The organism is Bifidobacterium sp. UMB1197 (assembly GCF_030217745.1).
Lineage (GTDB): Bacteria > Actinomycetota > Actinomycetes > Actinomycetales > Bifidobacteriaceae > Bifidobacterium > Bifidobacterium vaginale_B.
This window is the reverse complement of the sequence record NZ_JASOOL010000024.1, coordinates 1-424: the sequence shown is the minus strand read 5'-3', so window position 1 is coordinate 424 and position 424 is coordinate 1. Positions and strand designations below refer to the sequence as shown.

Here is a 424-nt window from a genome sequence, read left to right as displayed (position 1 = left end):
TCACCACCTTCATCTACCACGACCGCTGAGGTTGTCCCATTGACCACCAGGCCGCCCTCTTGATCGAGAATGATTTTTTCCGCGCGATGGCCTTCCAGTACACGCAGGTTACCGCCGTTTTCCAGCAACAAACCGCAGGCATAACCTTTATCAACGCTGAATTCACCTTCGGGATGGCGGCCATTAACCGTAGCGAGAGTAGAGAGACTAATTGCGCCTCCCTCGGACTGAACAATATCTGGGGCAATGGCACCGTCGCTGACCGATAGCGTGCCATTGTTACCGTACTGTGCGCATTTGGCTATCCCACCGGTTGCCACTTTCAACCAGCCAGCCCCCGTGACCACGGTATTTTCGGCTCTTCCGCCAGCTTCAACAATCAACTCGCCTTCAGTAAGTTGCGTCGCGCCAATAACCTCGCCGG

At 55.2% G+C, this 424-nt stretch carries 1 protein-coding gene; it reads right to left on the bottom strand.

Features of this window, described 5'->3' with window-relative positions; genetic code table 11:
* Nucleotides 1-424, bottom strand: a 424-nt coding sequence (locus QP420_RS06445; protein WP_481616895.1) for an AIDA repeat-containing protein, incomplete at both ends; no start/stop codon positions are given.